At 36.3% G+C, this 25,992-nt stretch carries 24 protein-coding genes; 11 read left to right on the plus strand and 13 right to left on the minus strand.

The window, feature by feature from the left end:
* Positions 1–94: 94 nt before the first annotated feature.
* The 3 genes from BM361_RS00625 to trmB are packed head-to-tail and all read right to left on the minus strand — an operon-like array spanning position 95 to position 1,724.
* Positions 95–427, minus strand: a complete 333-nt coding sequence (locus BM361_RS00625; RefSeq protein WP_074976262.1) for an MGMT family protein — start codon at positions 425–427, stop codon at positions 95–97.
* The gene (locus tag BM361_RS00630) at positions 417–1,049 is read right to left on the minus strand and encodes a LysE family transporter (RefSeq protein ID WP_038268851.1); all 633 of its coding nucleotides are present in this window, start codon (positions 1,047–1,049) and stop codon (positions 417–419) included. The genes BM361_RS00625 and BM361_RS00630 overlap by 11 nt, the downstream gene beginning before the upstream one ends.
* Positions 1,050–1,724, minus strand: coding sequence for a tRNA (guanosine(46)-N7)-methyltransferase TrmB (gene trmB / locus BM361_RS00635; RefSeq protein ID WP_038268850.1), 675 nt, complete (start codon positions 1,722–1,724; stop codon positions 1,050–1,052). It abuts the gene before it with no gap.
* A gap of 153 nt (positions 1,725–1,877) precedes the next feature.
* On the opposite strand from trmB, the gene BM361_RS00640 reads away from it, so the two are divergent.
* The gene (locus tag BM361_RS00640; protein ID WP_074976264.1) at positions 1,878–2,939 is read left to right on the plus strand and encodes a glycosyltransferase; all 1,062 of its coding nucleotides are present in this window, start codon (positions 1,878–1,880) and stop codon (positions 2,937–2,939) included.
* On the opposite strand, the gene BM361_RS00645 is transcribed toward BM361_RS00640, so the two are convergent.
* Together BM361_RS00645 and BM361_RS00650 are read right to left on the minus strand one after the other, a co-directional pair.
* Entirely contained in the window at positions 2,913–3,956 is a 1,044-nt protein-coding gene (locus BM361_RS00645; RefSeq protein WP_038268848.1) for a sensor histidine kinase, read from the minus strand. The two genes, BM361_RS00640 and BM361_RS00645, sit on opposite strands and share 27 nt — an antisense overlap.
* A complete protein-coding gene (locus BM361_RS00650; RefSeq protein WP_074976266.1) occupies positions 3,957–4,643 on the minus strand; it encodes a response regulator transcription factor in 687 nt (228 codons plus the stop codon).
* Positions 4,644–4,879: 236 nt separating this feature from the next.
* Between BM361_RS00650 and BM361_RS00655 the strand changes: the two genes are divergently transcribed.
* The 4 genes from BM361_RS00655 to BM361_RS00670 all read left to right on the plus strand — a co-directional run bounded on the left by BM361_RS00655 (position 4,880) and on the right by BM361_RS00670 (position 10,623).
* A complete protein-coding gene (locus BM361_RS00655; protein ID WP_074976268.1) occupies positions 4,880–7,654 on the plus strand; it encodes a TonB-dependent receptor in 2,775 nt (924 codons plus the stop codon).
* A gap of 134 nt (positions 7,655–7,788) precedes the next feature.
* Positions 7,789–8,922 (plus strand): hypothetical protein, encoded by a 1,134-nt coding sequence (locus tag BM361_RS00660; protein ID WP_038268844.1) that lies wholly within the window; start codon positions 7,789–7,791, stop codon positions 8,920–8,922.
* Between the two features lie 236 nt (positions 8,923–9,158).
* The gene (locus BM361_RS00665) at positions 9,159–9,566 is read left to right on the plus strand and encodes a T9SS type A sorting domain-containing protein (RefSeq protein ID WP_254785719.1); all 408 of its coding nucleotides are present in this window, start codon (positions 9,159–9,161) and stop codon (positions 9,564–9,566) included.
* Positions 9,567–9,645: 79 nt separating this feature from the next.
* Entirely contained in the window at positions 9,646–10,623 is a 978-nt protein-coding gene (locus tag BM361_RS00670) for a LuxE/PaaK family acyltransferase (protein ID WP_074976270.1), read from the plus strand.
* A gap of 81 nt (positions 10,624–10,704) precedes the next feature.
* On the opposite strand, the gene tyrS is transcribed toward BM361_RS00670, so the two are convergent.
* Complete coding sequence (tyrS, locus tag BM361_RS00675) at positions 10,705–12,000, minus strand: tyrosine--tRNA ligase (RefSeq protein WP_038268842.1); 1,296 nt, start codon at positions 11,998–12,000, stop codon at positions 10,705–10,707.
* Positions 12,001–12,140: 140 nt separating this feature from the next.
* On the opposite strand from tyrS, the gene BM361_RS00680 reads away from it, so the two are divergent.
* Positions 12,141–13,085, plus strand: a complete 945-nt coding sequence (locus tag BM361_RS00680) for an NAD-dependent epimerase/dehydratase family protein (protein ID WP_074976271.1) — start codon at positions 12,141–12,143, stop codon at positions 13,083–13,085.
* Here the strand turns inward: BM361_RS00680 and BM361_RS00685 are convergent.
* From BM361_RS00685 to BM361_RS00695, 3 genes are read right to left on the minus strand one after another with little or no spacing between them, the layout of a single operon-like run.
* Positions 13,082–13,522 carry a DUF4296 domain-containing protein gene (locus BM361_RS00685; RefSeq protein WP_051413621.1) on the minus strand — a complete coding sequence of 147 codons (441 nt, stop codon included), beginning with the start codon at positions 13,520–13,522 and terminating at the stop codon, positions 13,082–13,084. The two genes, BM361_RS00680 and BM361_RS00685, sit on opposite strands and share 4 nt — an antisense overlap.
* Positions 13,523–13,532: 10 nt before the next feature.
* Complete coding sequence (locus tag BM361_RS00690; protein WP_074976273.1) at positions 13,533–14,873, minus strand: dihydroorotase; 1,341 nt, start codon at positions 14,871–14,873, stop codon at positions 13,533–13,535.
* 1 nt (position 14,874) lies between these two features.
* The gene (locus tag BM361_RS00695; protein ID WP_074976274.1) at positions 14,875–15,612 is read right to left on the minus strand and encodes a polyprenol monophosphomannose synthase; all 738 of its coding nucleotides are present in this window, start codon (positions 15,610–15,612) and stop codon (positions 14,875–14,877) included.
* 126 nt (positions 15,613–15,738) lie between these two features.
* Here BM361_RS00695 and BM361_RS00700 point away from each other — a divergent pair, with 126 nt between their 5' ends.
* From BM361_RS00700 to BM361_RS00710, 3 genes are read left to right on the plus strand one after another with little or no spacing between them, the layout of a single operon-like run.
* Positions 15,739–17,409, plus strand: a complete 1,671-nt coding sequence (locus tag BM361_RS00700) for an ArnT family glycosyltransferase (RefSeq protein ID WP_074976277.1) — start codon at positions 15,739–15,741, stop codon at positions 17,407–17,409.
* Positions 17,410–18,063, plus strand: coding sequence for a DUF4271 domain-containing protein (locus tag BM361_RS00705; RefSeq protein WP_038268835.1), 654 nt, complete (start codon positions 17,410–17,412; stop codon positions 18,061–18,063). It begins immediately after the preceding gene.
* A 17-nt stretch (positions 18,064–18,080) separates the two neighbouring features.
* Complete coding sequence (locus BM361_RS00710) at positions 18,081–18,830, plus strand: uroporphyrinogen-III synthase (protein WP_038268833.1); 750 nt, start codon at positions 18,081–18,083, stop codon at positions 18,828–18,830.
* A gap of 83 nt (positions 18,831–18,913) precedes the next feature.
* Here the strand turns inward: BM361_RS00710 and BM361_RS00715 are convergent, their stop codons facing one another.
* Positions 18,914–20,455 carry a glycine--tRNA ligase gene (locus BM361_RS00715; protein ID WP_038268831.1) on the minus strand — a complete coding sequence of 514 codons (1,542 nt, stop codon included), beginning with the start codon at positions 20,453–20,455 and terminating at the stop codon, positions 18,914–18,916.
* A 37-nt stretch (positions 20,456–20,492) separates the two neighbouring features.
* A complete protein-coding gene (locus tag BM361_RS00720; protein WP_038268828.1) occupies positions 20,493–21,410 on the minus strand; it encodes a coiled-coil domain-containing protein in 918 nt (305 codons plus the stop codon).
* 42 nt (positions 21,411–21,452) lie between these two features.
* Here BM361_RS00720 and BM361_RS00725 point away from each other — a divergent pair, with 42 nt between their 5' ends.
* Both BM361_RS00725 and BM361_RS00730 read left to right on the plus strand, forming a co-directional pair.
* Positions 21,453–22,151: a ComF family protein gene (locus tag BM361_RS00725; protein WP_254785720.1), complete on the plus strand. Its 699-nt coding sequence runs from the start codon at positions 21,453–21,455 to the stop codon at positions 22,149–22,151.
* 55 nt (positions 22,152–22,206) lie between these two features.
* The gene (locus BM361_RS00730; protein ID WP_074976278.1) at positions 22,207–23,814 is read left to right on the plus strand and encodes an Ig-like domain-containing protein; all 1,608 of its coding nucleotides are present in this window, start codon (positions 22,207–22,209) and stop codon (positions 23,812–23,814) included.
* Here the strand turns inward: BM361_RS00730 and BM361_RS00735 are convergent.
* Both BM361_RS00735 and BM361_RS00740 read right to left on the minus strand, forming a co-directional pair.
* Positions 23,801–24,577, minus strand: coding sequence for a nitrilase family protein (locus BM361_RS00735; RefSeq protein WP_074976280.1), 777 nt, complete (start codon positions 24,575–24,577; stop codon positions 23,801–23,803). The two genes, BM361_RS00730 and BM361_RS00735, sit on opposite strands and share 14 nt — an antisense overlap.
* A gap of 63 nt (positions 24,578–24,640) precedes the next feature.
* Complete coding sequence (locus tag BM361_RS00740) at positions 24,641–25,981, minus strand: DUF5689 domain-containing protein (RefSeq protein WP_083425826.1); 1,341 nt, start codon at positions 25,979–25,981, stop codon at positions 24,641–24,643.
* Positions 25,982–25,992 lie beyond the last annotated feature (11 nt).

Raw genomic sequence — 25,992 nt, forward strand, 5'->3', positions numbered from 1 at the left:
AAAGATAATGGTTAGCTTTTAGATAATAAAGATGTTAGATCGAAAACAATAATAAGTGGATAATAGTAATTGATAGACTTCATGCCTGGATGGCTCATAAAAGTTCGTCCATTGGATCCCAAAAATACTTATCCAAATCAATAATTTGATTGTCTTTCACTAAAATACCTTCATTTTCAAGGAGTTGCTGCATTAGGTTTGTTCCTTGAAAATGGTGTTTCCCGGTAAGGATGCCCTTTCTATTCACCACGCGATGCGCCGGAACATCCTCTTTTAAACTACTGCCATTCAAAGCCCATCCAACCATACGTGCACTTCTTGCTGCCCCCAGGTATTTGGCGATAGCTCCATAACTGGTAACACGGCCATAAGGAATCTGCCTGGCAATTTCATAAACCCGTTCGAAAAAATTATCGTTACTCGCCATAAAAGATTCGAATAAATGTTATGATCACCAAGATAAGCATCAATACTGACAACACATAGTCTGAATAGCGGGAGAATCGGTCACTTTTTGCCTGTAGCTTATCAAAATACACGACATACATGTAAAGCATTGCGAATGTTCCAGCTCCGGCAGCTATTATGAAGGTCAATACGTCCCACAATTGAAATTTAATCCATCCGGAAACTTTCCAGGCCGCATTTAATCCGCAAAAATAGGGTATCGGAAGTAAGTTAACCAGTGCCAACAACATTCCCTTAAGAAAACTACCTCGTTTACTTACGTCAACCTCCTTAAATTTTTTTTCTTTATTTTTTCTGGCCACGATGAAAAAATAAACTGCAAAAAAACCAAATACCACCAATGCTATTTTTAGGAGTATGTCTATTACAAACGGATTGTTGTAAAGGTATTTTGATATTAATACGGCAACATAGGCCTGGGCAACAACAGTGGTTGAAGCTCCTGTTGCAAAGAGAATTCCATTAGCCTTTCCTTTAGTCAAGCTCACCTTTGCAGCTGTCATATTAATCAAACCAGGTGGAACGACTCCCATAAGTGCTGCAGAAAAAGTGGCAAAAAAAAGTATGGCTAAATGTTCCATTTATTTTATCTTGAATTTAATGTAGGTAATAGGTTTTTGCTGCTCAAGATACTGCTTTTCATAAAAAGTCTGAATCGAGGTAACCTCATCCGGACTTCCTTCATTTTTATAGACATTATGGTTTGCGTATAAGACCTCATGACCCTCACCATGTAACAGGCCCAGTGTATAACCATGCATAAACTCACTATCCGTTTTCAGGTGCATAACACCATCAGGCTTGAGTATTCTTTTGTACATCTGCAAAAAGGCACTGTTCGTCATTCGGTGCTTAGTTCGTTTATATTTGATTTGAGGATCAGGAAACGTGATCCATATTTCGGAAACTTCCCCAGCTTCGAAAATGTTTTCTATCAATTCAATTTGAGTTCTTAAAAAGCCGACATTGGCAACATTTTCCTCAAGAGCCGTTTTAGCGCCTCTCCACATTCGAGCTCCTTTGATATCGATACCGATAAAGTTTTTTTCAGGAAACCTTCTTCCTAAACCTACACTATACTCTCCTTTACCACATCCCAACTCCAGTACAATAGGATGGTCGTTTTTAAAAAACGCTTCATTCCATCTCCCTTTTAATGAAAAGGTACCATTCATCAACTCCTCCCTGGTAGGTTGTACCATATTTGAGAATGTCTCATTCTCTCTAAAACGCTTTAATTTGTTTTTGCTTCCCACTTTAAATCCTTTAATTAAACCACATACAGCAAGCGGTTCTCTTCAAAACCACCTCCCAAAAAATTTCGGTTTAGAAATAAATATTTCAATTATTTAATATTTTGACAAAATTAGGGAAATATACAAGAGATAAAAATGTAGTTTTTTTGTAAAATGACAGAAAGAAAAAAGATTCTGGTTGCTCCATTAAACTGGGGGCTGGGTCATGCTACGAGGTGCATTCCTATTATAAATGCCCTAAAGCAACAAAATTACACTCCCATTATAGCTTCTGACGGGGTGGCTCTTGAACTCCTCAGAAAAGAATTCCCTACCCTTAGAACTATAGAATTACCGTCGTATCAAATTCAATATGCAGTTAAGGGAAAGAATTTTAAGCTAAAAATGATTTGGGATTCTCCTAAAATCATTAAAGCTGTTACAGAAGAAAGAAACCAGTTAAAGGCTCTTATAAAAGAATTTGACATCGATGGAATTATTTCCGATAACAGAATGGGGGTTTACAGTAAAGATGTTCCTTCGGTTTTTATCACCCATCAATTAAACGTTCTTACCGGCAATACGACCTGGCTTAGTTCAAAAATACATCAACAAGTCATTAAGCGCTTTTCAGAATGCTGGGTGCCAGATATAGAAGGAGAACCCAACCTTACAGGAAAGTTAGGACATTTAACAAACTCGGATCTTAAGATTAAATACCTGGGGCCTTTAAGTCGTCTTGATAAAAAAGAGCAGAAAAAGGTTTACGATTTAATGGTAATAATTTCCGGCCCGGAACCACAACGCACTATGTTGGAAGCCCTTTTAAAAAAAGAGGTTGATAAGTTTGATGGTAACGTTTTGTTCGTAAAGGGTAAAATTGAAAAAGAGCAAAAGATTGAACGAAACGGACATATAACATTTTTCAATTATATGAATTCCGCCGAACTGGAGGCTGCTTTTAATCAGAGTAACATTGTACTCTCCCGATCCGGATACACCACCGTAATGGATTTGGCTAAACTTGAAAAAAAAGCATTCTTTATTCCGACACCTGGTCAATACGAACAAAAATACCTTGCTAAGCGCCTGGACAAACAAGGTATTGTTCCTTATGCCAAGCAAAAGGATTTCCGTATTGAAGACTTAAAGAAGATAAATGATTATTCAGGGCTATCTGATTTTAGGACTGAGATTGATTATACCAGTCTATTTAGCCTTTTCGAGGGTAAATGAAAATTCGGAACCCATTCCAAAAACACTTTCCACATAAATTTTTTCTTTATGGGCTTCAATAATGTGCTTTACAATAGAAAGTCCTAAGCCAGAGCCTCCTTCTTTACGGCTACCACTTTTATCTATTCTGTAAAAACGCTCAAAGATCCGAGCTATATTATGCTTTTCGATTCCCTCTCCGTTATCTGTAATCCTGACAATTACTTTATTTTTAATTAAATTCTCTATGCTTACCTCGGTGGTTCCTTCTTCTCTTCCGTATTTAATAGAGTTTACCACCAAATTTGTAACCACCTGTTGAATACGTTCTTTGTCGGCGTACACCATGATGGGCTCATCATAAGGCATATCGAATGTAAGTGTGATATTCTTCTTGGCAGCTTTCATTTCAAACATTTCAAATACACTTTGCACCAATTCGACAATATCAAATTCTTCATATTCCAGATGCAAATCACCAACTTCCAATTTAGTAATCATATCCAGATCTTTGACAATATATATGAGTCGCTCTACACCCTTATTTGCTCGTTGAAGATATTTTTTTCGAACTTTTTTATCATCCATCGCGCCATCCAGTAAAGTCTCAATATACCCCTGAACAGTAAATAACGGTGTTTTTAATTCATGAGAGACATTCCCAAAAAACTCTTTTCTATAGTTTTCACGAACTTTTAGGGTTTCTATCTCAAGTTTTTTATCCTTGGCAAACTTTTCGATCTCGTGGGTTAGCGTTCGCATATCTGTTGTTACTGCCTGATTCTGGAAAGAACTGGACTCCAGCAGTGAAACATCGTCATAAATTTGCTTTACTCTTCGATAGATAAACTTTTCGACTCTGTATTGAAGGATGAAAAAGCATAATGCGAATAAGGAAAGAGCGAAAGTAATAATTACCCACAGGTCGAATTCATAGAGTAAATACAAGAACACCCCTACAATCGTCGATGCAATTAGGGTGATATATGTTGAAGAACGTAATGCAAACCTATATGACTTTTTAAGTTGTATTGCCATTTAAAGAACAAACTTATATCCGACCCCCTTAACAGTTTTAAAGTGATCATCACCAATTTTTTCGCGAAGTTTACGAATATGCACATCAATGGTACGGCCACCAACAACCACTTCGTTACCCCATACTTTATCTAATATTTCTTCTCTCTTGAATACTTTGCCCGGTCTAGATGCTAAAAGCGAAAGCAACTCAAATTCTTTTCTAGGTAAAATTATCTCTTCCCCATTCTGAATAATCTTGTATTCATCTCTATCAATAGTAATATCACCTACTTTCACAACTTTATCAGCCGATTCACCACCTTCTTTGAATCTTCTCAACAAAGCTTTTACTTTACTCACCAACACTTTAGGCTTGATCGGTTTTGTGATGTAATCATCTGCACCTGCATCAAATCCTGCAACCTGGGAGTAATCTTCACCTCTGGCTGTTAAAAACGTAACCACAGTTTCTTGTAGATCCGGCATTTTTCGAATCTGCTCACATGCTTCAATACCATCCATCTCCGGCATCATAACATCCAAGATAATTAGGTGTGGCTGTTCCTTTCTTGCTTTTGAAACCCCTTCGGCACCATTTTTTGCGGTAATTACCTGATACCCTTCATTAGACAAATTGTATCCAACGATTTCAAGAATATCCGGTTCATCGTCTACCAGAAGAATTTTAATGTCTCTTTTTTTCATTGCTTTAAATTTACTTCAACAACTCCTTAAGAACCAGTTATTAATAACCTTAAGAATTTTGTTTCTTTTTAAAATTTACGCTCAAAAGTAAAGATAATATTAATTAATAAAAGGAGTTAACATTCATTTAATACGCGTAACACAAAGCTAACAATGTAATTACAGAACATTAACCTGTGAATAACGTCACCTTTACAGTGCCCCTGTTTCTTTGCGCCAGAATTTAAAGTGACGTGATGAGACAATTATTAGTATTATTATTTTTAGCGGTTACCACCCTAACAATGGCACAAAACAATGCAGGTTCAGTGGTAGGTAAAATTACGGATAAGGAATTAAACAACGATCCCTTACCCTTTGCAAATGTACAAGTAAATGGTACAACAAAAGGAACAACCACCGACATGGACGGTTTGTTCGAAATCGGGAGCATTCCTCCGGGAACCTATTCAGTAACCATTAGTTTTGTTGGTTATGAGACTGTTACCATCCCTAATGTTAAAATAGAAGGAGGGAAAGTAACAGAGATTAACACTGGATTAGGTGCAGGTAGTGTAAGCCTGGACGAGGTAGTTGTTACTACTACGGTAAGAAGAGAATCTGAAACAGCTTTGCTATTAGATCAGAAAAAAGCTATCGAAATTAAGCAAAGTATCGGTGCGGAAGAACTTGCTCGTAAAGGTGTTAGTGATGTTGCCACAGCGGTAACAAAAACAACTGGTATTTCTAAACAAGAAGGTTCAGGAAGCATTTATGTTCGTGGTCTTGGAGACAGATACAACTCCACTACCATGAATGGACTACCATTACCATCAAACAATCCTTCCAGAAAAAACATCAACTTAGATATTTTCTCTACCGACATCGTTGAATATATCGGGATTTCAAAGACCTTCAATCATAAAAACTACGGAGATTTTGCAGGAGCAAATATCGACATCATCTCTAAAAACTATAAAGGAGATGGCTTTTTTGAATTTGGAGTAGGTATTGGAGGAAACACCAGTGCTATGGAAAGAGACAAATTCTATTTACAGGATGGTCCTAACAAAACTGGTTTTTACAACAAAGATTACCCAAACAATCCTTTAACGTCTTATAACTTTGATACAAGTTGGGATAGAAACACCAGTACTCCTGTCGAAAATTCATTCTCTCTAACAGGCGGTGATTCATATACCTTAGGCGAAGAAAGCAGATTAAGCTTTTTTGCATCGGCTAGTTTCGACAACAATTACAACTTTAAAGAGGGAGTTGCAAGAGGGGCTGTTAATACTCAAGGTGTTCCGAGAAAGGATCTTGATTATGAGGCATATGAATACAAAACGAACTCTACCTTGTTAGGTAACGTATTTTACAGAATTAACAACAACAACTCTCTTAAGTTCAACTCTTTGTTTATTAATTCAACAGGACAAAGTCATGATGAATACACAGGGGTTATAGACATTTTTGACAACGCTCCAAATGGAGGAGGTTACGTAAGAAGATCTACTTTTGACAGAACGTCTTTATTTGTAAACCAATTACTCGGTGATCACAAACTAAATGAACGTTTTGACCTAAACTGGGGTGTTTCTTATAACATTATGAAAAATGTTATTCCAGACAGAATGCAAAACACCTTAGTTCCGATCGATAATGATAATTTCGATGCAGGACTTACCGTTTCTGATTTAGCAACATCAGACAACCACAGATTTTATCAGGATCTTAAAGAGGATGAGTTAGCGGCTAATATTGAAACCTCTTATAAGTTTCATAAAAATAATGACGGTGAATATAAAGGTAAACTATCTGTAGGTTATAGTGGGCGTTTTAAAAACATTGGATTTGAAGCAACTCAATTCAACTTCCGAATCAACAGAAACATTCAACAACCACAGGTATTCACAGATAACCTTGATGCTTATTTTAACCAACAAAGCATCGATGCCGGATATTTTGACATTGTAACCTTTAGAGGTAGTGCGGGCATTCCTGGAGTTTTAGACCCACAAACCTATGACGGTGTGCAGTTTATCAATGCAGGGTATGGAGCAGTTGAGTACAACTTCTCTCCTAAATTTACCGCTGTATTTGGACTTCGTGGAGAATATATTTTCCAGGAGATTGAATGGGAAACATCATTAGATCCGGAAGGTGATGATAGTGACTTTGACAGAATAGAAATTTTACCAAGTACTTCTTTGAAGTATAGTCTTAACGAAAAGCAAAACCTAAGATTTGCTGCCAGTAAAACATATACATTGCCTCAATTTAAAGAAAGAGCCCCTTTCCAATATGAAGAGGTAACCCAGGTGACTTTTGGTAACCCTGACCTGTATCCATCAACGGATTACAATGCAGACATCAAATGGGAAGCATTTCCAAATAATGACGAACTGATATCTGTTACTGGTTTTGGTAAGTATATCCAGAATCCGATTAATGAAGTAACTGTAGCATCAGCAACAAATGATGTGTCATATGTTAATACCGGGGAGTCTGCTATTGCCTTTGGTGGAGAATTAGAGATCCGAAAGAACATTATCAAATTCTCAGATGAGAATTTAAACAATAAGCTTTCATTCGGTTTCAATGCATCTTACATGTACACCAATCAGGATTTTGATGAACAAAAGGTAATTGACGAAACTAATCTTAGCGTTGGATTTTCAGATGAAGAAGGGAAACTAACCGGAGCTTCTGATCTTTTACTTAATGGAGACATTAGCTATTTAAAAGATTTTTCAGAGGATAAGAACATTCTTGCTACACTTTCTTATAATTATTTTTCTGACAGACTTTATGCTATCGGGACAAATAACAGAGGGAACCTTGTAGATAAGGCTGTTGGAACATTAGATTTCATTGTTAAATCGCAATTAAACAAGAATATTGGCATTGGTTTCAAGGCACGCAACCTGTTAAATCCTACCGTAGAACGTATTCAGGAAACTCAGGATGTTACTGTATTATCATACAAGAAGGGTATTGATCTAAATCTTTCTTTAACCTATAAATTTTAATTACAGTTAGTTAACATTAAGGTATTAACACGGCTGTTTAATTAATACTAAGATAATAGTTGCATAAGCACTAAGTAAAGTAAATACAATTCATTTGCACTTATAAAATACAACTAAATTAAATTAAGAAAAACATGAAAAAATTAGTTCTATCATTAATGGCTTTTTCAGCCTTATTCTTCACATCATGTAGTACTTCTGATGATGATAACACTGGAGGAGAAAATGTTGTAATTAATCCAGGTGATTTTAAAGGTGAATTAAAAGACGGTGAATCTTTAACTTTAAATCCAAGTGAAACTTATAACCTGACAGGTGCATTCATCGTAAGAGGTGGTGCGACTTTAACCATTCCTGCAGGAACAACCATCGAAGCATCGGGAGGTACAAGCTCTTATATTGCAGTTGCACAAGATGGACAGATATTTATTAATGGTACTGCAAACGATCCTGTTGTAATGACTTCTGCTGCTGCTAGCCCAGCTGCTGGAGACTGGGGTGGTTTAGTAATCTGTGGTAGAGCAAACACTAACAAAGGTGGTTCTACTGGACAAACTGCTACTGCTGAAGTATCTGATTTAACATATGGTGGTACTGTTGATAATGACAACTCTGGTATTATTAAGTATTTAAGAATTGAATATACCGGAGCTACATTTAACGGTGAAAAAGAATTTAACGGTCTTTCATTATTCGGTGTTGGTTCTGGAACTACAATTGAATACGTACAATCATTCGAAGGTGGAGATGACGGTATTGAATTCTTTGGAGGTTCTGTTAACGGAAGATACCTAGTATCTACTAACAGTGGTGATGATTCTATTGACTTCGCCGACGGATGGAGTGGAACAGGAGAGTACTGGTATATCTCAGGAGGAGCTAAAGCTGGTATCGAAGGTTCTAACAACGGAGATGACGCTGCTGCTACACCAACTACTACTGCAACTCTTAAAAACATTACAGTTGTAGGGCCTGGATCTGAAGGTGGTATCTATGTTAAAGAAGGTGGTGGAATCTGGACTGTAGAAAACTTCTACATCTCTGATTTCGAAACTGGAATACACGTAAAAGGTGCAGCTGACGATGCCGTAGCTAACGGACATATTGATAATGACGAAATAAGTTTTACTAACGTTATTTTTAACAATGTAACTACTGAAACTTCTTATCAAGGTGCCAATACTGACTTTTACACTGTAGGTACTGGTATGGGTGCTGGTAACGGTGCTGACGTTCCTAACTGGGCTAACGGATGGACAAGATTCTAAGACGACCTTAATTTTAATATAAAAAAACCCGGCTAATGCCGGGTTTTTTGTTTTTAAATATTTTTTAAAATCTACTTAGGGTTTTCAACCGTAAATACATTCATATCATTCTTAAAATCTACAACAAACTACACAAAATTGAACTTTATTATTTATTTAACTGTTCATTTCATCGAGTTTTTTAACGAACAGTATATTATTTTATTATATTAGTATGCCCCAAAATTTAATCGCGTATGAAAAAACTTTACACCTTAATCATTTTTTGCATGTTTTCATTCATAAGCTACAGTCTCAATGTAGTTTATATTGAAAATGATGTTACTTATGCTCCAGGTCATTATTACGACGACATCTACACTTTTATTGAAATCCCTGAAATACTTAAAACCAATTCAGGCTATACCAATGAAATAGATGGCTTTAAACTTTATCCTAACCCCGTTAAAAATGGAAAAGTTTATATCTCTTCTAAAAAGGACCTTCCAAAGTATATCACCATATATGACGTATTGGGAAAAGTTGTGATGAAAGAAAAACTAACCTCAAAAACGCTTAGTGTAAATGAACTCAACAAGGGTGTTTACATACTGAAAGCTGTCGAAGAGGATAGAGCAACGACAAGAAAGCTGGTAATCGAATAAAACTCAAACCTCAGACACATCTAAAAGGAATAGTTATTTTGATAAAAATTTACTGATATTTGCCATGTAAATTATTCACATGGTAAGCAATGCTATTTTTAACATACAAACAGCAAAAGATTTTGAAAACGTCGCCCTTGATGTTTTTAAATTTCAATACCTGAATAATAGCGTATACCAACGTTTTTGTGATTACCTGAACACCAAGCCCGAAAAGGTTGAAAATCTTGAAGATATTCCCTTTCTACCTATCCAATTCTTTAAATCTCAAAAGGTAACCACCGACCTTCAACATACAGACATTATCTTTAGTAGCAGTGGAACAACCGGAACTGTCACCAGCAAGCATTTTGTCAAAGACCTTTCAATTTATGAAAAAAGCTATCGGAAAGCCTTTCAACACTTTTACGGCAACATTGAGGATTATGCTGTATTAGCCCTGTTACCTGCCTATTTAGAGCGCAAAGGATCATCCCTGATACACATGGCTAACGACTTCATTAAACGCTCAAATAATGAACATAGTGGCTTTTATTTAAACGATCTGAAGCATCTTAAAGAAAAACTCGATCTACTGGAATCAAGAAATCAAAAAACACTGCTTTTGGGGGTATCATTCGCACTTCTCGATCTTGTAGAAACCTATTCATTACATCTAAAGAATACTATTGTAATGGAGACGGGAGGGATGAAAGGACGACGAAAAGAAATCATAAGAGCGGAGTTACATCAAATTCTATCAAATGGTTTAGGGGTTCAAAAAATCCATTCAGAATATGGCATGACGGAATTATTATCTCAGGGATACTCTAAAGGGGATGGTATTTTTGAATGTCCGCCCTGGATGAAAATCATTACCAGGGATACGGACGACCCGCTGAGCCTTCAAAAACCTGGTAAAACAGGCGGCATCAATGTCATTGATCTGGCCAATATTAATTCATGTTCTTTTATTGCCACGCAGGATTTGGGAAAAGTATTTTCAGATGGTAGTTTTGAAATAATTGGAAGGTTTGACAACTCGGATATAAGAGGTTGTAATCTCATGGCCCTTTAATCGCTATACTAATCTACCCGCTGACCAGTCAGAACCACCCATTTTCAATAAAAAAAAGCCTGATTTTCATCAGGCCTCTTATTAGTTTACTACCAAAACAAAGTAATTCTTCTTACCTCGTTGCAGGAGCACAAATTTGTTGTTAATAAGATCATCCGAAGTAATTCGATAATCTTCTTTCACTTTATTTTTATTTACTGAAATAGAATTTTGCTTCAATTCTCTTCTGGCATCACCATTGGACTTTAAAAAACCTGTTTTTGCTGACAAAGCTCCAATCATATCCAGACCTTCCTGAATCTCTTCTTTTGAAACCTCAGCCTGAGGAACACCTTCAAAAATATCTAAAAATGTTTTTCCATCCAGCGTTTTTAAATCCTCAGAGGTTGATTTCCCGAACAAGATATCAGAAGCCTTAATAGCATTTTCAAGATTCTCTTCACCGTGAACCATTTTAGTAATTTCTTCAGCTAGTGTTTTCTGTAGCCCTCTCAAATGAGGAGCTTCCTGATGAGAAGCTACCAAGCTCTCAATCTCCTCTTTTGACAAGAAGGTAAATATCTTTATATACTTCTCTGCGTCATCATCACTTGTGTTTAACCAGTACTGGTAGAATTTATAAGGCGAAGTTCTTTCTGCATCAAGCCAAACGTTACCACCTTCTGTTTTACCAAATTTGGTTCCATCAGCTTTGGTTATCAGCGGACATGTAAGTGCAAAAGCCTTCCCTGATGCAATTCTTCTGATGAGTTCGGTACCCGTGGTTATATTCCCCCATTGATCACTACCGCCCATCTGCAGCGTACAATTGTTTTCATTGTACAAATGAAGAAAATCATACCCTTGAACCAACTGATAGGTGAACTCTGTAAAGCTCATACCCTCGGCAGATTCTGAAGACAATCGTTTCTTTACAGAATCCTTTGCCATCATATAGTTTACCGTAATATGCTTACCAACATCACGAATGAACTCAAGAAAAGAAAAGTTTTTCATCCAATCGTAATTATTAACCAACACAGCAGCATTTGGTTCAGCCGCATCAAACTCCAGGAATCTGGCCAACTGTCCTTTAATTGCATTTTGGTTATGTAGCAAATCATCTTCTGTCAAAAGATTACGTTCTTTTGATTTTCCTGAAGGATCTCCAATCATTCCTGTTGCTCCACCTATCAGGGCATATGGTTTATGACCACAAGCTTGAAAATGCTTAAGCATCATTACCCCTACAAGATGCCCAATGTGCAAGGAGTCGGCTGTTGGATCTATTCCCACATAAGCAGCGCGCATTCCTTCTAACAAATGCTCCTCTGTACCTGGCATCACATCATGTATCATGCCTCTCCATTGTAATTCCTCTATAAAGTTTTTGGCCATTGTTTTTATAATTTTACGGTAAAACAGCTGCAAAGATAAAGAATCGAACGATTTAACAAGAACGAAACCAAAAAAAGGAATCTTAAGATTTTCTTATATCTAAGCGCACTGAACGTTAAAAAAAGCATTAATTTCGCCTTATGAATTTAGTTACCGGTGCTACAGGATTGGTTGGATCGTTTACGACTCTGGGCCTTCTAAAAAAGGGTGAAAAAGTACGCGCTCTTTATAGAAATAAGGATAAACAACTCCTTACCAAAAAAGTTTTCGAAATGCATAATGCCATTGATCTTTTTGATGCGATTGAATGGTACCAATCTGATATTACCGATATTCCACGTTTAACTAATGCCTTTATTGGCATAGATCATGTTTATCACTGTGCTGCCCTTATAAGCTTCAACCCAGGTGACCGAAGGAAACTTAAAAAGAGTAATATTGAAGGCACTGCCAATATTGTAAACCTATCTATCGATCATCATATAAAAAAACTGTGTTATGTAAGCAGTATTGCCACGTTAGGAAAACCCATAAAGGAAACTGCTGTTACGGAGAAAAATCACTGGAATCCTGAAGCTCCTAATAATGTGTATGCTGTGAGCAAATACCGGGCAGAAATGGAAGTATGGAGAGGTTCTCAGGAAAACTTAGATGTAATAGTTGTTAATCCGGGGGTAATTCTGGGGCCTGAGCATTTTGAAAGTGGCAGTGGAGCATTCTACAAAATACTTCGTAAAGGTGTTTCTTTTTATCCCCAAGGCGGAACTGGTTTTATCGAGGTTGAAGATGTTGCTAAATACATGATCGCCTTAATGCATTCGAATATTAAAAATGAGCGCTATATATTAGTTTCTGAAAATACTTCTTACAAAGAAGTTATCGATAGAATTGCTAACAAAACCAAAACAAAGCCACCTCATAAACCTCTTAAAAACTGGATCTTAAAGGTACTTTGGAGGTTAGATTGGCTTAAAGCTGTTTTTGGAGGTAAACGAAAACTAACTAAAAACACAGCACATTCTTTAAATTCAAGCACTTACTATTCGAGCGAAAAACTTAGAGAAACGCTTTCCAAAATAGGTTAATCCTCTTCAGAAAGTTCAGCTGGTGTTAAGCTATCATTCTTTTTAATAACTGGCGCATTTTTCTCCATCTCTATGGTTCGTTTATTACGCATAAGACTATCGGCCAAAGCCTTTTCTTCTTTTAGGCGTTCTTCGACTCTCTGGAATATTCGAAGGTGGATATTGGGTTTTGAAGCATAATAAACACTACTCCTGGCCAATTGCAGGCTATCTATTTTATGCTTTTCATAAATAAACTCTTCAGGCTGGATCTCATTTTCTCTTAATACTTTCACATTTGAAGAACGAGCAGCGTTTAAAACCGCTATATCATAAAAAATAGCAACCATTTCATCTTCCTCTATCAAGTTTTCTGGTTTTTCTACCACATTCGTCTCACAAGAAACAAGCAGTAAAACAGTACCAAAAACAATCAATATATTTTTTAGTATACTCATTTACGCAGTATTAATCTCTGTTAAAAGTCAGTCGCTTAGCATTTCTGTTTTCAGAAACCTGTCCTTCCTTATACGCCAAATAACCATTTACAAAGGTATGTGTTATTTTAGATTTAAACGCAGTTCCTTCGAAAGGAGACCATCCACATTTGTATAAGATATTTTCCCTGGTTACTTTCCATTCATCATTCAGGTCAACCAATACCAAATCAGCATAATATCCCTCACGAACGAAACCACGATCTTTTATTTGAAATAGCTTTGCAGGATTATGACACATTTTCTCTACAATCTTTGTCAAACCTATCTTCCCCCTGTGATAATTCTCCAACATAGCCGGCAACACGTGTTGTACCAATGGTCCACCTGACGGGGCTTTGGTATAAACGTTTTGTTTTTCTTCAAGGGTATGTGGCGCATGGTCAGTTGCTATGACATCGATACGATCATCGAGCAACGCTTTCCATAATTCATCTCGGTCTTCGGCAGTTTTTACAGCCGGATTCCATTTAATCAAAGTTCCCTTTTCTTCATAATCCGCATCAGAAAACCACAAGTGATGCACACATACTTCGGCGGTAATCTTCTTTTCTTCCAAAGGAATATCATTCACGAACTGATGAGTTTCCTTTCCGGTGGAAAGGTGAAATATATGCAATCTTGCACCGGTTTTCTTAGCCAAGGCTATGGCTTTTGAAGACGACAAATAACAAGCTTCTTCACTTCTTATTATGGGGTGATATTTAATTGGAATATCATCTCCATAAATACCTGTATAATGCTCTAAATTTCTTTTAATGGTGGCCTCATCTTCACAATGAGTACAAATAACCATATCGGTATTTGAAAATATAGTTTCTATGACCTGCTCATTATCTACCAACATATTCCCTGTGGACGATCCTAAGAACAGTTTTACTGCGGGACAAGATTTATTATCTAATTTTTTTAATTCTTCGAGATTGTCATTAGTTCCTCCAAACATGAAAGAATAGTTCGCATAGGAAGAATTGGCGGCGATACTAAACTTCTCTTCTAACTTTTCTATAGTAGTTGTTTGGGGATTTGTATTTGGCTGCTCCATAAAAGTGGTAACTCCACCTGCAACGGCTGCTCTACTTTCGGTTGCAATATTTGCCTTATGGGTTAATCCGGGCTCACGAAAATGAACCTGATCATCTATAATCCCCGGCAACAAATAGTTCCCTTTGGCATCAATAACATTGGCATTTAAAGCACTAATTCCAGTTTCAATTTTAACAATTCGCTCTCCTTCAATCAAAACATCTACTTCCAGGATCTGCCCTTCATTTACAACCTTTGCATTCTTAATTAGTGTTTGCTGCCCCATTTTAATTAAATTTTTCTTTTCTGAATAAACTATTAAACTTCATTTTCAGCACGCCCCAGATAGCTTCGTATATAATCTTGCCATCCATTTTAGACGTACCCTTCACCCTATCGGTAAAAACAATCGGCACTTCAATCAATTTAAACTTCTGCAGGTGTGCCTTGAACTTCATTTCTATTTGAAAAGCATACCCTACAAACTGGATCTTATCCAGATCCAGACGTTCGATAACACTTCTTTTATAACAAACAAATCCTGCGGTTGGATCATTAACACGCATTCCCGTTATCAACTTCACATAAAACGAAGCCCCATAACTCAATATTATCCTTCCCATTGGCCAATTTACTACATTAACCCCCTTAATATACCTGGAACCGATAGCCAGGTCAGCGCCCTTATTAATACAGGCATCCAATAATCTTGGTAAGTCTTTTGGGTTATGAGAAAAATCAGCATCCATTTCAAAAATATAATCATAGTTGTTTTTAAGTGCCCACTTAAAACCATGAATATATGCGGTTCCTAATCCTGTTTTTTCCTGACGAACCTCCAAAAATAATTCGTCTTTAAATTGCTTTTGAAGCTCTCTAACTTTATCGGCGGTACCATCGGGTGAATTATCATCGACAATGAGTACATGATAATTTTGCTTTAAATCAAATACCGCTTTTATAATGGCTTCAATATTCTCTATTTCGTTGTAGGTCGGTATAATGACCACACATTCTGATGTCATCTATTTGCTCTTAATGAATGCAAAAATAGTATAATTAAACTGATCGATTCAGATAATCGTTATTAATCAGTCTATAAAGAGAAGAAAGTTGAAATAATACCTATTTTTGTCACAAATTTATTTTGAATGCAACAAACAAAAAAGTCTGATCAAATCGTCTTGATTTTTTTAGCGGCTTTAACAGGTATCAATCTTTTACAGAGCCATTTAACTGAGCTTATTTTCGACGAAGCTTATTACTGGTATTTCGCAAAGGATTTAGCATGGGGATACTTTGATCACCCACCTGCGGTAGCATTTTTTGTAAAACTTGGCTCTTTGTTGTTTGATGGAGAGTTGGGAGTTCGTTTTTTCGCTCCATGGTTATTATCAGGGTCTATTTATTTTATTTGGAAGCTCATTGAGTCGCCCAAAAAACATGAACATGTTTTACTTTTTTGTCTGATTTCTTCTTCATTAGCTTTATTAAACGCTTACGGATTCTTTATGCTTCCGGACACCCCTTTAATTTTCTTTTCAACTTTATTCCTGTTTGCTTACCAGGCATTCCTGAAAAAAGAGCGTGTTCAAAATATTTTTTTACTGGCATTGAGCATGGCTTTAATCATGTATAGCAAATACCATGCGTTTCTGTTAATTGTTTTTGTAATCCTCGGTAATATAAGGATCTTATTAAACCTAAACTTTTGGAAAGCTATTGGTCTTTCCTTGCTATTTTACACACCTCACCTGGTGTGGCTTTTCGAAAACGATTTTGCTCCTTTACGTTATCATTTTTTTGACAGAGCTGATAGTTATTATAAAATATCATATACCACCGAATATCTTCTTGGACTTATTGGCATTATGGGTTTTGCCTCGCCATGGATATACTATTCGCTGGTAAAAACTCACAGTCAAAACAAATTTGACAAAAGCTTAAAATACACTGTTTGGGGCATTATCATATTCTTTTTGTTCTCTTCTTTTAACCGGAGAACACAAGCTCAATGGCCAATGCTCATTATCATTCCTTTGTTCATATTCGTGTTTCGATATGCCATTAACCATCCGAAATTTAAAAAAGGACTGACCGTCGCCTCTTCTGTTTCATTAGTTGTTATTTGCTACTTGAGATTTGCAATGCTTTTTCCTTCGCTAATACCGTTCAGTTATGAAACCCATGGCAATAAAGCCTGGGCGATGGAGCTAAAAGAAAAAACAAATGGCCTCCCGGTCATATTCACCAATTCGTACAGAAATGCAAGCATGTACAGCTTTTACTCCGGGGTCGATGCTTATTCTTTAAATGATCTTAAGTTCAGACTCAATCAATACGATCTCGACACCTCTGAACTCAGGTTTCAAAACAAAAAAGTTGCTTACATTACTAATTCTGAAGCGTATTCTCCATCCTTCTCGGTACAACAAGCATTTAAAAACAGGACTTTAAAAGGTATTATAGTAGCTAATTTTAGTTCTTGGCGTAAATTGAAAATTGAGACAGAGACCCAGAACATTAAATCTTTTTCACAGCCGCAACCGATCACTATCATTAACCCTTATAATGTGAATATCCCTATTGAAAAGCTGGAACTTCACGGGGTCACATTAGATGAGAAAAAGCGTATTATTGACACTTTAAAAATTAAAGTAAATGACTATGATGCTCCAATCATAAAGGCTAATTCTTTTATGAATTTGAAGATTTCAATACTGGATCATACACCTGAAAATATTGAAAAATATTTTAGATTGAGTATATCCGAGAACGAGCTACCTTATGGATTTAATGGCGAAATTATTCCAATAAAATAGATGGAAAGTATTTTAAGACATACCACCGACTTAACTATTGAAAGTTTTTTACTCGTGGGCTGCCTTGTCTTAATGACGTTTGCCAAAGCAACAGATGAGGGTCGTTTTCCTCTATTTATCAGTATTTTTTATTCTGAGAAATACTTCAAAGTTTACAGCAAAGAAAAATCACACACCCATAATTGGTTTAATATATTTTTACTTCTTGTTCAGGTGATCACCCTGGGGTTTCTTTGCAAAATCTCTATTGACTTTTTCGATCTTTCGATACAAGCAAACATACTCACTATAACAGCATTCATCTTACTTGTTATCCTTTTTAAATATTATTTAGAAAAAACCATTGCCACGGTTTTTAACATAAATTCTTTCGCAGAAAGTTATCATTTTGAAAAGTTAAGCTACTTAAATTTAAGTTGTCTTCTAAGCCTTCCGTTTATTACGTTGCTGATATACAGCGATTTAAACAAGAAAATTTTATTTTTCTCAACGATTTCACTTTTTATTTTACTAAATGTTATTTCTTTTGTTTTAATATTAAAAAATCATCAAAAAATCATTCGCTACAACTTGTTTTATTTTATTTTGTATCTTTGCGCGCTAGAAATAGCCCCCATATTAATACTAGTTAAGGTATTATTAGGAAGAATCTAAAAAACGTAAGGTAAACTATGAAAGTTAAAACAATTTTGGTTTCTCAGCCTGAGCCCAAAGTAGAAAATTCACCTTATTCCCGTTTAGTTGAAAAACAAAAGGTGAAAATCGATTTCAGGCCTTTTATTCATGTCGAAGGAGTTAATGCTAAAGATGTTAGACAACAAAAAGTTGATTTGTCTCAGTTTACCGCAATCATCTTCACGAGCAGGAATGCTGTTGACCATTTTTTCAGAATTGCAGATGAAATGAGACACAAAGTTCCGGATTCGATGAAGTATTTCTGCCAATCGGAAGCGGTAGCGTATTACTTACAGAAATACGTTGTTTACAGAAAAAGGAAAATTTATGTTGGCAAGAGAAACTTTCCGGATCTTGCACCTTTAATTAAAAAATACAAAGACGAAAAGTACCTTCTTCCATCATCAGATGTTTTAAAACCTATTGTTCCTGAAACATTAGACGAACTAAAAATAGACTGGAAAAGGGCAATTTTATATAAGACAGTTGTTAGCGACTTATCAGACCTTAAAGATGTTTATTATGACATCTTGGCATTTTATAGTCCATCAGGAATTGAGTCTTTATTTAAGAACTTCCCTGATTTTAAACAGAATGAAACAAGAATTGCTGTTTTTGGAAACACAACCCAAAAAGCAGCGGAGGCCAGTGGATTGAGGATTGATATTATGGCTCCTACCCCTGACACACCATCAATGACTATGGCTTTAGAGAAGTACATTGTTGAAGCGAACAAAGGAAAATAATACTTGATTGGTTATACAATAAAAAAGCCCTTGAAAATTTTCAAGGGCTTTTTTATTATTAGTAGTCATACTGTTCTGAATTATTACATTTTATTCAGCCAGTTACGAACATCTACTTCTTCTTTAATTATTGCTCCCAGCTCGCTGATTGCAACTCTTTTTTGTTCCATTGTATCCCGATGACGGATAGTAACAGTATGATCTTCTTTGGTTTGATGATCAACAGTAATACAAAAAGGCGTACCTGCAGCATCTTGCCTTCTGTAACGTCTTCCTACTGCATCTTTTTCATCATAGGTCACCATGAAGTCCCATTTTAGATCCTCAACGATCTGACGTGCTATTTCCGGTAATCCATCTTTCTTTACCAATGGCAGGATTGCAGCCTTGGTAGGTGCTAATACAGCCGGAATTTTTAAAACTGTTCTGGTAGTATCATTCTCTAAGGTTTCCTCCTGCAATGAATTTGAAAAGACCGCTAAAAACATTCTATCTAAACCAATAGATGTTTCAAGCACATAAGGAACATAACTTTTATTTTCTTCCGGGTCGAAGTATTGCATTTTCTTACCTGAAAACTCCTCATGCTTTCCAAGGTCAAAATCTGTTCTGGAGTGTATTCCCTCTAACTCTTTGAAACCAAAAGGAAACTTGAATTCTATATCAGAGGCTGCATCTGCGTAATGCGCCAACTTTTCATGATCATGAAAACGGTAGTTCTCTTCGCCTAAACCGAGCGATAAATGCCATTTTAAACGGGCTTCTTTCCAATGCTCATACCATTTTAGTTGGGTTCCCGGCTTGATAAAGAATTGCATCTCCATTTGTTCAAATTCTCTCATTCTGAAAATAAACTGTCGAGCAACGATTTCATTTCTAAAAGCCTTACCGGTTTGCGCTATCCCAAAAGGGATCTTCATTCTACCAGTTTTCTGCACATTAGTGAAATTTGCAAATATTCCCTGGGCTGTTTCTGGTCTTAAATACAGATCCATTGCACTATCTGCAGAGGCTCCAAGCTTGGTTCCAAACATTAGGTTAAACTGCTTAACATCCGTCCAGTTTTTACTTCCAGTCTCCGGGTCGGCAATTCCTAATTCTTCAATTAGCGATTTTACATCAGCTAAATCTTCTTTCTCAAGAGAGGCAGCCATCCTTTTTATAATAGCTTCGGCTTTTTCTTTATAACCTATCACTCTACCGTTAGTGGCTACAAACTGCTCTTCATCAAAAGACTCACCAAAGCGTTTTTTAGCCTTGGTTATTTCCTTGTCTATTTTCGCTTCAATTTTAGCTACATAGTCTTCAATTAATACATCGGCCCTGTACCTTCTTTTGGAATCTTTATTATCAATTAGAGGATCATTAAAAGCATCTACGTGACCAGAGGCTTTCCATGTTGTAGGATGCATAAAAATTGCTGCATCAATCCCTACAATATTTTCATTCATCTGAACCATGGCTTTCCACCAATAGTCACGGATATTCTTTTTTAATTCAACCCCATTTTGACCGTAATCGTATACGGCACTTAATCCATCGTAAATTTCGCTAGAAGGGAATACATACCCGTATTCTTTTGCGTGAGATATAACCTTCTTAAAATGTTCATCTTGATTTGCCATGCAACAAAAATAGCCTTTTGTAAGTAGATAGCAATGGCTATTTTAACTCGAAATTTGAACTTGCCAATAAATTAGATTCATGGTATACATTTACAATGTAATTTCCGGCATCTACAAGTTCATTTACCACAATAAAATCACACACACTTAACGGGGAGTTTTCAAATGGAACCACAATTTTTTTACTGTAGACGACTTCCTTACCATTTAGGTCGATAGTTTTATTATTTCCTAAAATTGTTCCATCAGGATCTGTAAATTGAACATAAAATATCTGTTCTCCTTCCTGTAGCAATGTATTAGGCAGCACCACAAAACAAACTCTTAAACGATCTGTTTTGGAAATCCTGTTGGTTAGCAACATTCTTCCATTACTTCTTTCCTTATAGGCTGAAGCTTTTAAGCTTGCTATTTTTATCGGGGCTTTATTCAGTTCTTTTGACAACTCGATATTCTCACTAATTAAAGAGTCTGAAAAATCAGATAGCTGTTCGTTTGACTTCTTTAAGGTATTGGAATACCTAGTGAGTTCAACTAATCGAAGTTTCGCACTATCAATTTCTTTAGCAAGAAGTATATTTTCACGTCTTACAGAATCTAACTCTCTGTGCAACCCCCTGTTTTCGTTTCTCAGCAACAACAATTCTCTTCGATACTTGTGAAGCAAGTTATAATCTACCTCTAAAACTTTAATTGAGTCTATTAATAATGTGATACGTTGTTTATTTTCTCGAATCACTTCATTATTAACATCATTTTCTTCTGAAAGATTGCTTAAGTCGGCCTGAATTTGTTCCAGGTCCTGAATGATCATTGATTTCTCATTCTGAAGAAACGACACTTTTTCTTCACTCTCCATATAATTATAATACGAAAAGCCCGTGAGCACAATAATACATACGAACAATGCTATGAGTATAGCCTTCTGTCCCAGTTGTTTGTTTTGAACACTCATTAATATTGGTTAGATTTGAGACAATAACCAAATCAAACAGAATTGATTACCGCGATAAAGATAATAAATGATATTCAAAGTTTATTCTTTCCCGAAATTTGCTTTGGTTGCCACAATATACTAAATCCTAATGAAGAAACAATCTGTACCTGTTGCAGGCATAATCTAGCTCTTTCCAATTCATATCAAGCCTCTCCTAATGAGGTATTAAAAATTTTTCAAGGCAGGCTAAAACTTCAGCACGCCTCAACTTTATTACACTTCCAAAAAAAGGGAATTACCCAGGAACTTATTCATAATCTTAAATACAAAGGACACCAGGATATCGGTGTTTTTTTAGGCAACTGGATGGGAAGTTTACTAAAAGAAACTGACTATTACCAAAATATTGATTATGTTATCCCCGTTCCATTACATCGCAAAAAATTAAGAAAAAGAGGATACAACCAGGTGACAACTTTTGCAAAAGCTGTTGCTACAAAGATCGATGCTGAATTTAGAAACGATCTTATATCAAGGGTTAAGCACGCCTCTACCCAAACCATGAAAAGCAGAGCAAAACGATGGCAAGAATTAAAAACCAGCTTTAAGATTGTCAAGCCGAATGCATTTCTAAACAAACATGTTTTAATTATTGATGATATCATTACAACCGGTTCTACAATTGAGGCCTGTGTTAAAGAAGTGCTGCTCCAAACAAATTGTAAAGTGAGCGTTACTTCCATGGCAATTACAATATAAATTTATCGTTAATGTGAAAATAGTTGTTAATTTGCACCTGATATAGTGAGGTAATATGAAAAACAATTTTTTTAGCATCTGTTTTAGTCTGGCAATACTTTTAAGTTTAATTAATTGTGCTAAAAGAAGCACCCCTACGGGCGGTGAAAAGGATATTACTCCTCCGGTAATGGTGAGTGCTTCACCTGAACCGTATTCTACTAATTTTGATGAAGAAGAAGTTAAAATCACTTTTGACGAATACATTAAGTTAAAAGACATTCAAAAACAATTAATTGTTTCTCCACCATTAAAATACCCCCCTATAATCACCCCTCAGGGTACAGCAAGCAAATTCATTAAAATTAAAATTCAGGACACTTTAAAAGAAAACACTACCTATGTTTTTAATTTTGGTCAAAGTATCACCGATAATAACGAGGGGAATCCGTATTCATATTTTAATTATGTGTTCTCGACGGGCGACTATATCGATTCTTTAAAGGTGAACGGTTTTATTACCGACGCCAAATTAAAAGAGCCGGATAATTTTGTTTCCATCATGCTTTACGAGGTAGATTCTACCTATTCGGATTCTACGGTTTACAAAAACCCACCAACCTATATAACGAATACATTAGATAGCCTCACAACTTTTCAGTTAACTAATTTGAAAGCCGGAGAGTATGCAATTTTCGCCATGAAGGATGAAGCTAATAATTATGTGTTTAATCAAAAGACTGATAAAATTGCTTTTATTTCTGACTACATAACCGTCCCTACCGATTCAGTTTTTAAGCTCAATCTATTTAAAGAGATTCCTGATTACCGCGCTGCAAGACCTTCTGAAGCAACAACCAATCGTATTTTATTTGGTTATGAAGGAAAACCGGACAGTATTAAGATTGATTTGTTGTCAGATACTCCCGAGGATTATGATTACAGAATCACAAAAGATCTTGAAAAAGACACCCTCAACTATTGGTTTACTCCCTTTGAGGCAGATTCTCTGATATTCACGGTTAGCCATAAAAAGCAAATAGACACTTTTACTGTTAAGAGACGTAAAGCTGAATCTGACTCCCTGTTATTACAATCCACCATTAGTGGAAACCTTGGCTATTTCAAGCCATTTGGGATTCAGGCCAATACGCCTTTAGAAAGTATAGACAGTACTTTCATCTCTATCATCGATAAGGACAGTTTAAAAATTGCTTTCGATTATTCAATCGATAAGGAGCTGAACCAGGTTAATCTTAACTGGAAGATCGAACCTAGTCAACGTTACATCATTACAGCATTGCCCGGAGCCATTGAGGACTTTTATGGGAACACTAACGACACTCTTAATTACAATACTTCAACCAAAAGTTTAGCGGACCTGGGGAGTATCAGAGTTACGGTTAGAAATGTCAAAGAATTCCCTATCGTCGTACAATTAACGGATCAAAAAGGAGAAGTGAAGTTCGAAAAGTATGCCGAAACGGAACAATCCTTATTCGAATTTATGAATATTGATCCAGGAACGTATTTTATCAGGGTTATTCATGACGCTAATGGAAATGGTATTTGGGATACGGGTAATTATTTAAAAAAGGTACAGCCCGAAAAAATAAGTTATTTCCCTGGCGAAATTGAGTTAAGATCTAACTGGGAACTTGAACAAGAGTTTATACTAGATTAAAATCATCGCGATCCTCTAAAAACCGAAGTTTATTTCTAAGTTTATCGCTATTACTTTTAGTTAATACCGCATAGAGTACTTCCTCTTTTTCGCTATAGTTCAATTGATTTCCCAGGGCATCATATACTGCTGAATGGCCCGAGTGATTATACCCGTTACCATCGAGTCCGATCCGGTTTACACCCATCACATAGCTCATATTTTCAATAGCTCTTGCTTTTAAAAGTGTATCCCAGGCACCAATCCGCACCTCTGGCCAGTTAGCCACATAATAAAGCACATCATAATCTTCTGTATTACGAGACCATACAGGAAAACGAAGGTCATAACAAACCTGAGGGCATAATTTCCAGCCTTTATATTGAATTATAGTTTTCTCATCCCCTTTCCCATAAACACGATCTTCACCTGCCAATGTAAACGTATGTCGTTTATCGTAATGACCCAGGCTTCCGGATGGATATACAAAGACTAATCTATTGTAGTAACTATTTTTTTCCTTAACCACCAAACTACCGGAAATTGCTGCTTTCTTCTTACTGGCGAGTTCCTTTAAAGCCAAAATTGTAGTACCTCCCATATCTTCCGCTACCTTTTCCGGGTTCATTGTAAATCCTGAGGTAAACATTTCAGGAAGGATGATTAAATCAACATCATCATCAAGACCCTCAATTCTTTCGAACAACACTTTTCGGTTTGCTTTAGGATTTTCCCAAAGCAAATGAGTCTGAATCAACGCTACTTTAAGCTTATCTTGGCTCATATTATATGATTAATCTATAAATTTAATCATATAGCCTGAATTCGAAAAAGATTTCCATTAAAGTTAATCTCTCGACCCCGGGTTAAAGTCAAAGGGAGCAGTTTGAGGGGTTGTAATTATCCATTCTGCAGGATCGTAAACCGAATTTCCTTTCCTGACACTAAGTCTTCTGAATGCTTTTCCATTTTCGAAATCGTGTGATGTATCGCTTCCGTCCTCTCCCGGAATACCAAAAACATCTACTTTAGTACCTGCCAGATCCACAAGAACCATATTATCATCACCATTCGAACCTGCCGCACTACCGCTACCTCCTTCCATATCTGCAAGAAAACCATACACGCTCTCAAAATCTACTTCATCGGCAGCAATGACAATCGAAGATTGGGACTCAATGATTATCCCAGAAAGATCTATGACTGATGAATAATCAGAATTCGAATTTGTATATCTCCGCAATTCCCATCCTTCTAAATTCACATTTTCATCACCTATATTCGAAAGTTCAATAAACCTGCCATTCATATCGGAACTATTATTTTCGGGGTCAGCAATTTCAGATATAATTATCTGGTCACTTTCATTAACATAGCCACAATCGAGATAATCGCCTTTAAAATCGACATCATATAAATCACGAATATACAACTGATATTCATCCCTGTATTTACTCAAAACAGCTGTAACACTACCACCTCCCTCAGGCAAATATTCCGGTTGAAAGTTAGCATATCCACTATTTCTCATCGTGATTGTATTTCCATCACAGTCCATCAAAATCCTTTCTGTCGTCTCTTTTTCTTCAGCGTAAGGCAAACCTTGACTCTCATCAGCAACCTGAATGCTGTCGAGTACTATAAGAGTACTTAACATACTTTCATCAATATCCGGAATGGTTGTTTTGACTGGTTCAATACCAGAAACATCATCACAATAATTAAAAATATGCGTTACGATCATTGCTCTTGGTAACCGACCTACTGAGACCGTCCCATAAGGGCTTTTATAGATCCCTCCCAGTTTAAACACACCATGCACTTTATCTAAATAAAGATTTTTTAATTGGATAGCTACCTTTTGCCCTAAAGGGTAAAATAAGTAACATTCCTGGAGGTCAATATTGACCTCAAAGCCTTCTGTCGGACCTTTAACTGATTCTTGAATATAGAGTGATCCATATATGTTTCCTCCCTCGTCACTCGAATTGACATAACCTTCAATGATTAAGTCATCATGAATTTGCATCAACGTTCCATTATACATTGACTTCACATTGGCAAAAGTAGTATTCGCCATGATGGTGTTATGACTCAGACAATTGCGATCATTTTTATAATCATCTGTCTTTATACATGAACAAACTCCAAAAACAACTAAAAGTTTTATAATACCTTTTTTCTTCATATCGTAAATAC

Source organism: Zhouia amylolytica, from assembly GCF_900116365.1.
GTDB lineage: Bacteria > Bacteroidota > Bacteroidia > Flavobacteriales > Flavobacteriaceae > Zhouia > Zhouia amylolytica.

Bases quoted from the DNA above. Each gene is read 5' to 3' on its own strand.
- BM361_RS00625 (WP_074976262.1), bottom strand. From the start codon at position 427: ATGGCGAGTAACGATAATTTTTTCGAACGGGTTTATGAAATTGCCAGG.
- BM361_RS00630 (WP_038268851.1), bottom strand. From the start codon at position 1,049: ATGGAACATTTAGCCATACTTTTTTTTGCCACTTTTTCTGCAGCACTT.
- BM361_RS00640 (WP_074976264.1), top strand. From the start codon at position 1,878: ATGACAGAAAGAAAAAAGATTCTGGTTGCTCCATTAAACTGGGGGCTG.
- BM361_RS00645 (WP_038268848.1), bottom strand. From the start codon at position 3,956: ATGGCAATACAACTTAAAAAGTCATATAGGTTTGCATTACGTTCTTCA.
- BM361_RS00650 (WP_074976266.1), bottom strand. From the start codon at position 4,643: ATGAAAAAAAGAGACATTAAAATTCTTCTGGTAGACGATGAACCGGAT.
- BM361_RS00655 (WP_074976268.1), top strand. From the start codon at position 4,880: ATGAGACAATTATTAGTATTATTATTTTTAGCGGTTACCACCCTAACA.
- BM361_RS00660 (WP_038268844.1), top strand. From the start codon at position 7,789: ATGAAAAAATTAGTTCTATCATTAATGGCTTTTTCAGCCTTATTCTTC.
- BM361_RS00665 (WP_254785719.1), top strand. From the start codon at position 9,159: ATGAAAAAACTTTACACCTTAATCATTTTTTGCATGTTTTCATTCATA.
- BM361_RS00670 (WP_074976270.1), top strand. From the start codon at position 9,646: ATGGTAAGCAATGCTATTTTTAACATACAAACAGCAAAAGATTTTGAA.
- tyrS (WP_038268842.1), bottom strand. From the start codon at position 12,000: ATGGCCAAAAACTTTATAGAGGAATTACAATGGAGAGGCATGATACAT.
- BM361_RS00680 (WP_074976271.1), top strand. From the start codon at position 12,141: ATGAATTTAGTTACCGGTGCTACAGGATTGGTTGGATCGTTTACGACT.
- BM361_RS00685 (WP_051413621.1), bottom strand. From the start codon at position 13,522: ATGAGTATACTAAAAAATATATTGATTGTTTTTGGTACTGTTTTACTG.
- BM361_RS00690 (WP_074976273.1), bottom strand. From the start codon at position 14,873: ATGGGGCAGCAAACACTAATTAAGAATGCAAAGGTTGTAAATGAAGGG.
- BM361_RS00695 (WP_074976274.1), bottom strand. From the start codon at position 15,612: ATGACATCAGAATGTGTGGTCATTATACCGACCTACAACGAAATAGAG.
- BM361_RS00700 (WP_074976277.1), top strand. From the start codon at position 15,739: ATGCAACAAACAAAAAAGTCTGATCAAATCGTCTTGATTTTTTTAGCG.
- BM361_RS00705 (WP_038268835.1), top strand. From the start codon at position 17,410: ATGGAAAGTATTTTAAGACATACCACCGACTTAACTATTGAAAGTTTT.
- BM361_RS00710 (WP_038268833.1), top strand. From the start codon at position 18,081: ATGAAAGTTAAAACAATTTTGGTTTCTCAGCCTGAGCCCAAAGTAGAA.
- BM361_RS00715 (WP_038268831.1), bottom strand. From the start codon at position 20,455: ATGGCAAATCAAGATGAACATTTTAAGAAGGTTATATCTCACGCAAAA.
- BM361_RS00720 (WP_038268828.1), bottom strand. From the start codon at position 21,410: ATGAGTGTTCAAAACAAACAACTGGGACAGAAGGCTATACTCATAGCA.
- BM361_RS00730 (WP_074976278.1), top strand. From the start codon at position 22,207: ATGAAAAACAATTTTTTTAGCATCTGTTTTAGTCTGGCAATACTTTTA.
- BM361_RS00735 (WP_074976280.1), bottom strand. From the start codon at position 24,577: ATGAGCCAAGATAAGCTTAAAGTAGCGTTGATTCAGACTCATTTGCTT.
- BM361_RS00740 (WP_083425826.1), bottom strand. From the start codon at position 25,981: ATGAAGAAAAAAGGTATTATAAAACTTTTAGTTGTTTTTGGAGTTTGT.